Genomic DNA, 8,331 nt, shown 5'->3' on the forward strand with positions numbered 1-8,331 from the left:
TATAGGAATTTTAAAATAACTAGGTTATACAAGAAGTCTAATCTTATTTTAAATCATATCAACTTAAACCAGTTTTCATATCAACTATTAACTTTATATTTAATTTAGTAGAATCTTCCATCAATGTTTTAACAATTTTTTGCACTTGAATTAATTCAACTTGCGGAATTTCAAAAATTAATTCATCATGAATTTGTGCAATAATTTTTGCTTTTAAATTTAATTTTAAAAATTCTTGGTCAATATTTTTTAAAGCAATTTTAATAATATCCGCTGCACTACCTTGAATTGGCATATTCATTGCAATCCGCTTCCCAAATTCACGTTGCATATAATTATGGTCATTAATTTCTGGGACATAACGTTTCCGATTAAAAATTGTTGTAACATAACCATTTTGTTTACAAAACTCAACTTGTTGATCAATAAAAGCCTTAATTGTTGGAAATTGTTGATAATAATTATTAATTATTGCTTTTGCTTTTGCAACAGAAATATTTAAATCAGTTGCTAAACTAAAATCACTAATTCCATAAATAATCCCAAAATTAACAGCTTTCGCACTACGACGAATATTCGGTGTAATTTCATTTTTTGATAAATTAAAAATTTTCATTGCAGTATTAGTATGAATATCTTCATTCTTATTAAAAGCAGCAATTAAATCTTGGTCTTTTGACATATGTGCTAAAATTCGTAATTCAATTTGTGAATAATCACAAGATAATAAAACATTATTTGGCGATGAAACAACAAAAATTTTTCGTACCTCTTTTTGAACATCATCACGAATACTAATATTTTGCATATTAGGTTCCACAGATGAAAGCCGACCAGTATTTGTTAAGGTTTGCTTATAAATTGTATGAACTTTCCCATCAGCAAAAATATATTTTTCCATCCCTTTTAAATAAGTTGAATATAATTTTTGATACTTTCGATAATCTAATATCTTTTGAATAATTACATGGTTATTTTTTATTTCTTCTAATGTTTCTTGTGCTGTTGAGCCTTTTTTCCGATCAGGTAATGAAAGATATTGAAATAATAATTCTGAAATTTGTTTTGGTGAATTAGGATTAATTTCTTTTTGTGCAATATCATTAATTTCATTATTTAATTCTTGCACAATTTTTTCAATTCGTAAGGTTTGTGTTGTTAATTCATGTTGGTTAACTTTAACACCATTAATTTCCATTCGTGCTAATGCAAAAGCGGTTGGTAACTCAATCTTATAATATAAATCATATTGCTGATTAGCTTTTAATAACTCAATAATTTTTGGTCTTAATTTATGAATGTACGCTGCTTTTTCACCAATAAAATGACTTAATTTAATTACATCAGCAGGAATTTGTTTTTTAACCCCTTTGCCATAAAATAATTCATCAGTCAAAATTTGTTTTTTTTCAAATAAATTAATATAAGTATCTAAACTATTTTTTGCATTTGAATTATAAACATAACCAGCTAGCATCATATCATATTCAATATTTTGAACAAAAATATTATCACGAGCTAAAGCAACAATTAAACTCTTTGCATGATAAGTTAACTTTTGATATTTAGTATCATTTAAAAATTGATGTCATAGTTTGTCATGCTTTGCATGAATATAATCAAAATAAAAAACACCTTTCGAATTAACAATTCCAAACCCAATAATTTCTGCAGTATGATAATTTTCATCTAATAATTCTAAATAAACAGTAGTGTTATTTTCATTAAATTCGGAACATCATTCTTCAATAATTTTTACTGTTATATTTGAGTTTTCGGTACTATTATCTTGATTATTAAACAACTTTGTTACAAATGAATTCATATTATATTTTAAATAAAATTGCATTAATTTTTCTTGATTTGGTGAAAACTGAGTAAAAGCAAAATGTTCTAAATTAATATCACAAAAAATAGTAGCTATCTTTTTGCATAATAATGCACTTTCCTTATGATTTAATAAATTTTGTTGTAATGCACCCTTAATCTGCTCAATATTATCATATAAATTTTCAATTGAATGATATTCCTTAATTAATTTTATTGCTGTTTTTTCACCAACCTTTGGAACACCCTTTAAATTATCGGAAGGATCACCCATTAGCCCTTTTAAATCAGGAACTTGTAATGGTGTAATTCACCATTTTGCTCTTAAAGCTGTTTCATCAATAACATCAGCACTGTCGCCTTGCCGTGGCACTAAAATATTTGTTTTATTAGTAATTAATTGATATAAATCTTTATCACTTGAAAAAATATCAACATAAAAATCTTCTTTTTCAGCCAGCACCGCTAAACACCCTAATAAATCATCAGCTTCATATCCTTCTTGCTCTAAATATGGAATTTGATAACTATCTAAAAATTCTTTTACAATTGGAAATTGTACAATTAATTCATTTGGCGTTTTACTCCGACCATCTTTGTAGTCAACTAATAAATCATGACGAAAATTCTTTTTTCCTTTATCAAAAGCAACAACAACACTATAGTAGTTATTTGTTTTTAATATTTTATTCAACATATTGGCAAATGCATAAACAGCATTTGTTGGTGTTCCATCCAAACTTTTTAACATCTCGCCATTATATGCTGTGGCATAAAATGCTCTAAAAAGCAAAGAATTTCCATCAATTAACAATACTTTTTTCATTTTACAATCTCCTCATTTATGTTCAATTATAGCCTAATTTAATTTTAAAATATACTTTAAAACTAAATTATCAAGCCAAAAAAGCACCGCCACTACCAGAAAGCATTACATTTGAATATTCTTGCTTTAGTATAAGATAAAATTTTTTTAACTCTGGATTAATTTTAAAAGCGGGCTGTTGTAACATATTAAAATAAAGATTATTAATTATTTTTTTTGTTTTATAGTATTGATAATTATGGTCAAATTCTTGATAAACTTCTTTTGTGATTGATGATATTTTTGAATCAATAATTTTAAGATTTGGGATTTTATACTTATTAATTTGATGCATTGTTAAATACTTAATTTTATGACCATAATTAGAGATTATTGCTGGTTTTTCTAAATAAAAAAATAAAGCATCAGAACTAAGACTTTGAATTAACTTTTTAATTTTCCAAGAATAATAATTAATATTAAAAAAATGACAAATAAGTTTAATCATTGCAACAGCATTACTAGCAGAATAACCAAGACCAGAACCAATAGTTGTATTTTTAATTAAATTAATATGAACTGGAGTTGATTTAAACTTAGGGAACATAACAACAAATTTATGATATGCTTCCAAAATAGTATTATTATTTGAATCTAGTTCTTTTTTATTACAAGTAAAAATTGTTTGTTTACCTTGATAAGGCAGTAACTCAACAAAATCATATTTTTCCTTATAAGGAAAAATAATACTTTTAATATGGTGCATTTTTTTAAATTTATGTTTGTGAAAAACCTCTAAAGTTAAATTAAACTTACCATATGATCTAATTTTCATTTTTATAGTTCTCCCTTAGTTTGTTTAATTTCATTATATAAAAGATAAAAATCATTTAAACTTAAATTTTCTGAACGTAAATTTAATGCATAGTTTAATCTTACCAAAATATCTTCGACTAAAATTTTATTGTTAATAATAATTGCTAAGTTATTTAAAATTGTTTTTCGCTTTGTTGCAAACATCATTCGAATAAATCTAATAAATTCTTCATCATTTATTAATAAAGAATATTTTTTATTCAATTTAAATTTTAAAACAATACTATCAACTTTTGGTACTGGAACAAAATTATTACGACCAACTAAGGAAACTTTTTCAATGTCACTATAAAATTGACAAACAACAGAAATACTACTATAGTTTTTTGAATTTGGCTGAGCCATAATTCGTTCACCCACCTCTTCTTGCATCATTAAAATAATTTCTTTTACTTTTGGATTATTTATTTTTAATAATTTAAAAATAATTGGTGAAGTAATATAATAAGGAATATTGGAAATAATACTAATTGGATTATTATCTAAAAATTCTGTTAAAAATAATTTTTCTAAATCAATGGTTAAAATATCTGCCTGGATAACAGTTAAACCCTGATCTTTAAATTTTAATGTTAAATATTCTACTAAAGTTGAATCAATTTCAACACAAACAAGTTTGTTTGCTTTTAATAAAATAGAACTCGTCAAAGCACCCATTCCTGGACCAATTTCTAAAATATTTGTGTTTGGTAAATCAAATGCACTATCAACAATCAAATTAATAAAATGAGGATTTGTTAAAAAGTTTTGTCCCTTACTCTTTTTAGCTATTATTCCTTCGGCACGCATTTCTTGGTTTTGTTTTTTCATTATTTCTCCTTTAAAATATCAATTAAATCTTGTTTTTTAACATTCATATAATTTAGTCATTTAAATGTTGTTTTATTATTAGTTGGCATTAAGTTATAGTACTTAATAATTTTTTCGCGTTTTACTTTTGAATCAACTAAATTAATATAATCACTTCATTGTAAATTATCAACTGGCTGGTTTGAAAAACTAATTAAATTATTAATACTATTTTTAATTGCATCTTCAGATGCCTCAGCAATTCCAACTTTTTTACCCTTAGTTGCATTATTCTTACTTATAAAAGCATGCATGCAGTTGTTTTCTAAATAATCACTAATAATTTGACGTAATTTTTGTCCAGGATAATCAGGATCAGTAAAAATAATTACTTTATTATTTAAACTAATTTTTTTGATCAATGCTAATTTTTCTTTTGTAATCCCACTACCGCTAGTTTCAATTGTTTTAATATTAGGAAAAATACTTTTTAACTTTGTTGAATCTGTCTTACCTTCAACAATCACAAATACTCCCATTTTAGCCTTCACTCCCCGATAAACACCTTTTTCATTTACTTATCCTAATTTTATAGTATAATTATACTAGACTGTTATATTAAAATAATCATAAATTTTAAATATAGGAGTAGGAGGCAAAAAGAAATATGGCTAATTATAAATTTGGAAAATACTACTCGTTTTTAGCATTAGACTTAGGGACAGCTAACACAGTAGCCTATGTATCAGGTCAAGGAATTGTTTATAACGAACCTTCGATGATGGCATATGACACTTTAAGTAACTCATTAATTGCCTTAGGAAATGAAGCATACAAAATGGTTGGAAAAACGCATGATCATATTAGAATGGTAACACCATTAGTAGACGGAGTTATCTCCGATATGGAAGCGGCTAAAGATTTGTTAAAACACATTTTTAGTAGATTAAAATTATCAGGAATTTGAAAAAATTCACTAGTAATATTGGCATGCCCAAGTAGAGTTACCGAATTAGAACGTGGTGCTTTAAAAGCTATTGCAAAAGATATGGGAGCAAGTCACGTTTTAGTAGAAGAAGAAGTTAAACTAGCAGCATTAGGAGCTGGCATTAATATTGGTCTAGCACAAGGAAATTTAGTAATTGATATTGGTGGGGGAACAACAGATATTGCAATTATTTCAGCTGGTGATATTGTAATTTCAAAATCAGTTAAAGTTGCAGGAAAACACTTAGATCAAGAAATTCAAAAATATATTCGTGCTGAATACAATGTGCTAGTCGGAATTAGAACGGCTGAACAAATTAAAAAAGAAATTGGTGCATTAGTTAAAATAATTAATGAAAAACCAGTTCGTGCCTTTGGTCGTGATATTATTACGGGATTACCACGAGAAGTATTAATTAAACCTGAAGAAATTAAAAACGTTTTATTAGCCTCTTTTTCAAGAATTACAGACTTATTAGTAGAAATATTAGAACAAACACCACCAGAATTAGCTGGTGATGTTATTAGAAATGGTATTACCATCTGTGGAGGAGGAGCTTTAATTCGTGGAATTGTAAAATATTTTGAATCAATTTTCCAATTAAAAGTAAAAGCTGCAAATGATCCATTAATGTGTGTAATTGATGGTGCTAAAACTTATGAAAAAAATTTAGGTGCTGTAATTGAAAGAATTCAATTACTTGATGCAAATGAATACAAAATTTCATAAAAAGTATATTTTTAAAATATACTTTTTTTATTTTCCAAAGAACTAATAACATAAAAAAATAACTAAAATTTTTAAAAAAGAAAAAAGAAACTTGAAATTATCATTTTTAATTGCAAATTATACCAGATTTTATATAATAAAGTTACTTGATATTGAATGTTTTATAACAAATAAAGGGTTTAATATTTAAGAAAATTATTATGTTATTATTATTGCTATGTTTTTTAACGAAGCAATAAACGGAAGGAGACATTTTAAAGATGGCAATATCAGACGTATTGAAAAATACATTTAACATTTCGCCAAAAGCACCCCGGAAATTCATTGCTATCGATTTAGGAACTACTAATTCGATTGCTTATGTTGCTGGGAGAGGCATTATTTTTAATGAAGCATCAGTAATGGCATATGAAATCGGAACTAAGAAACTAATAGCATTAGGTGATGATGCTAAAAAGTTAATTGGCAAAACACACGATAAAATTGAAATTTACTCACCATTACGTAATGGAACAGTTACGGATTTAACTATTGCAGAAGAATTTATTCAACAAATAGGGAAAAAAGCAAAAGTAACTGATTTATGAAAAAATGCTATTGTTTTAATTGCATGTCCCAAAAATGTTACAGACTTAGAAAAACAAGCAATAATCAAGATGTGTAAAAATATTGGTGCTGACTTTGTAAAAATCGAGGAAGATTCATTAATGGCTGCCTTAGGAGCAGGTGAAAATATTTTTGCACCAAAAGGAACTTTTATTTTAGACATTGGTGGTGGAAAATCAAGTTGTGCTATTATCTCAGCTAGTGGAATTGTTGAAAGTAAATCAATTAAAACTGCTGGGAATTATATTGATGAAGAAATCTTAAAATACATTCGTGCGAAGCATACTATTTCAATTGGTGTTGTTACTGCTGAACAAATTAAAAAACAAATTGGTTCATTATACAAAACAAAAGAAAATAAAAAAATGATTATTTTCGGTCGTAATGTTGTAACAGGAATGCCAAAAGAAGCAGAAATTTTAGATTCAGAAATTAGGAAATTATTAATAAGTATTTTTTCATCAATTACACAATTAATAACCGAAGTTTTAGAAAAAACTCCAGCTGAGTTAGCTGGTGATGCTGTTGCTAATGGAATTTTAGTTACTGGAGCATGTGGTCAAATTGCCGGAATTAAAGAATTTCTATCAGATTATTTCCAAATTCCTGTTCGTGTAGCTAAAAACGCCGAAACATCTGTTATTGATGGATGTATTGCTTATGAGAAAAAAATTAGAACCGACTTAATTGAAGAAAACAAAAAAAATAGATAAGTTTAAAACTACTTATCTATTTTTTTATTATAATTTTTAGAAAAATGATAAAATTATAATATAAGGTAAGGCAATAATGAAAAAAGTATTATCATTTTTAACAGCACTAACTTTTATAACTCCAGCAATTAATTCAGTTGTAAGTTGTTCAACAATTGATGTACGAATTCGCCAAGCTTTGGCAAATTGAACTTATACGTCAAAAACTGATCAACCAATTTTTGGAGCAGTTTTTAATTCTGACAAAACAATTAATGAACCATATTTCTCATATTGATTTATTAAACAAATTTTGACTTCGTCTGGTTACATTAATATTGATAAACCTTGAAATCAATTACTAAATAATAATAGCGGTATTGCCTGGCCTTATCCTAGTTCAACAAATATTGAAGAAATCTATAGTGATTGATTTAATTCAACTATTACCAGCATTGAAGAAGGCAAAATTAATATTTATGATTTAAAAACTTTCTTTATTTATATGACGATTTATAATCCAATTATAATTTTATCTGATACACAAATTTTTGAATATAAATATAAGCGTGAGCAATCAACAATTGAAATTGAATATCGATATAAAACACCAACTGATATTAATACTTATATTACAACATTAGTTAAAAAATATTTAACTTTTTTAAAAGAAACAGTTGAAGTTAAATATTTAAAATTAACTAAATACTTTTTAACAATTGATGAAGCAAAGCAATGAATTGAAAATTTAGTTAATAGTTTAATTAGAATTTTAACAATTATGTTACCCACTTTTGTAATTCCTTTAAGCATTAATACAAACCGATACTAAACTTAATTATGGAATAATTTTTAGGAAAAAATGTAAAGTAAAGATGCAAGTAGGACAAATAGCCCTTATTAATTTGATAATATATCTTTTATTAAAAATTGCAACTATTTTTTCAAAAAAAATAATTTTTTTAAATTATGTAGTTATTTCAGCACCACGAAAAATGATTTTTGTTAAAAATCTAAAA

The 8,331-nt window shown here is 25.9% G+C and carries 7 protein-coding genes; 3 read left to right on the forward strand and 4 right to left on the reverse strand.

Annotated features, from left to right (window positions below; all coding sequences use genetic code 4):
- Positions 1 to 43: 43 nt before the first annotated feature.
- From polA to rnmV, 4 genes are all read right to left on the reverse strand, one after another.
- The gene (gene polA, locus BST80_RS02795) at positions 44 to 2,653 is read right to left on the reverse strand and encodes a DNA polymerase I (RefSeq protein WP_415745873.1); all 2,610 of its coding nucleotides are present in this window, start codon (positions 2,651 to 2,653) and stop codon (positions 44 to 46) included.
- 67 nt (positions 2,654 to 2,720) lie between these two features.
- On the reverse strand, positions 2,721 to 3,467 hold the full coding sequence (locus tag BST80_RS02800) for a 4-diphosphocytidyl-2C-methyl-D-erythritol kinase (protein ID WP_415745874.1): 747 nt from the start codon (positions 3,465 to 3,467) through the stop codon (positions 2,721 to 2,723).
- Between the two features lie 2 nt (positions 3,468 to 3,469).
- On the reverse strand, positions 3,470 to 4,318 hold the full coding sequence (gene rsmA, locus BST80_RS02805; protein ID WP_415745875.1) for a 16S rRNA (adenine(1518)-N(6)/adenine(1519)-N(6))-dimethyltransferase RsmA: 849 nt from the start codon (positions 4,316 to 4,318) through the stop codon (positions 3,470 to 3,472).
- Positions 4,318 to 4,836 (reverse strand): ribonuclease M5, encoded by a 519-nt coding sequence (gene rnmV / locus BST80_RS02810; RefSeq protein ID WP_400248769.1) that lies wholly within the window; start codon positions 4,834 to 4,836, stop codon positions 4,318 to 4,320. The genes rsmA and rnmV overlap by 1 nt, the downstream gene beginning before the upstream one ends.
- 128 nt (positions 4,837 to 4,964) lie before the next feature.
- Here rnmV and BST80_RS02815 point away from each other — a divergent pair, with 128 nt between their 5' ends.
- The 3 genes from BST80_RS02815 to BST80_RS02825 all read left to right on the forward strand — a co-directional run bounded on the left by BST80_RS02815 (position 4,965) and on the right by BST80_RS02825 (position 8,144).
- Positions 4,965 to 6,014, forward strand: coding sequence for a rod shape-determining protein (locus BST80_RS02815; protein WP_415745876.1), 1,050 nt, complete (start codon positions 4,965 to 4,967; stop codon positions 6,012 to 6,014).
- Between the two features lie 260 nt (positions 6,015 to 6,274).
- Complete coding sequence (locus tag BST80_RS02820; RefSeq protein ID WP_415745877.1) at positions 6,275 to 7,333, forward strand: rod shape-determining protein; 1,059 nt, start codon at positions 6,275 to 6,277, stop codon at positions 7,331 to 7,333.
- A gap of 76 nt (positions 7,334 to 7,409) precedes the next feature.
- Positions 7,410 to 8,144 (forward strand): hypothetical protein, encoded by a 735-nt coding sequence (locus tag BST80_RS02825; protein ID WP_415745878.1) that lies wholly within the window; start codon positions 7,410 to 7,412, stop codon positions 8,142 to 8,144.
- The last annotated feature ends 187 nt before the right edge of the window (positions 8,145 to 8,331 follow it).

The sequence above is a fragment of the Spiroplasma sp. Moj genome (assembly GCF_016082285.1).
Lineage (GTDB): Bacteria > Bacillota_I > Bacilli_A > Mycoplasmatales > Mycoplasmataceae > Spiroplasma > Spiroplasma phoeniceum.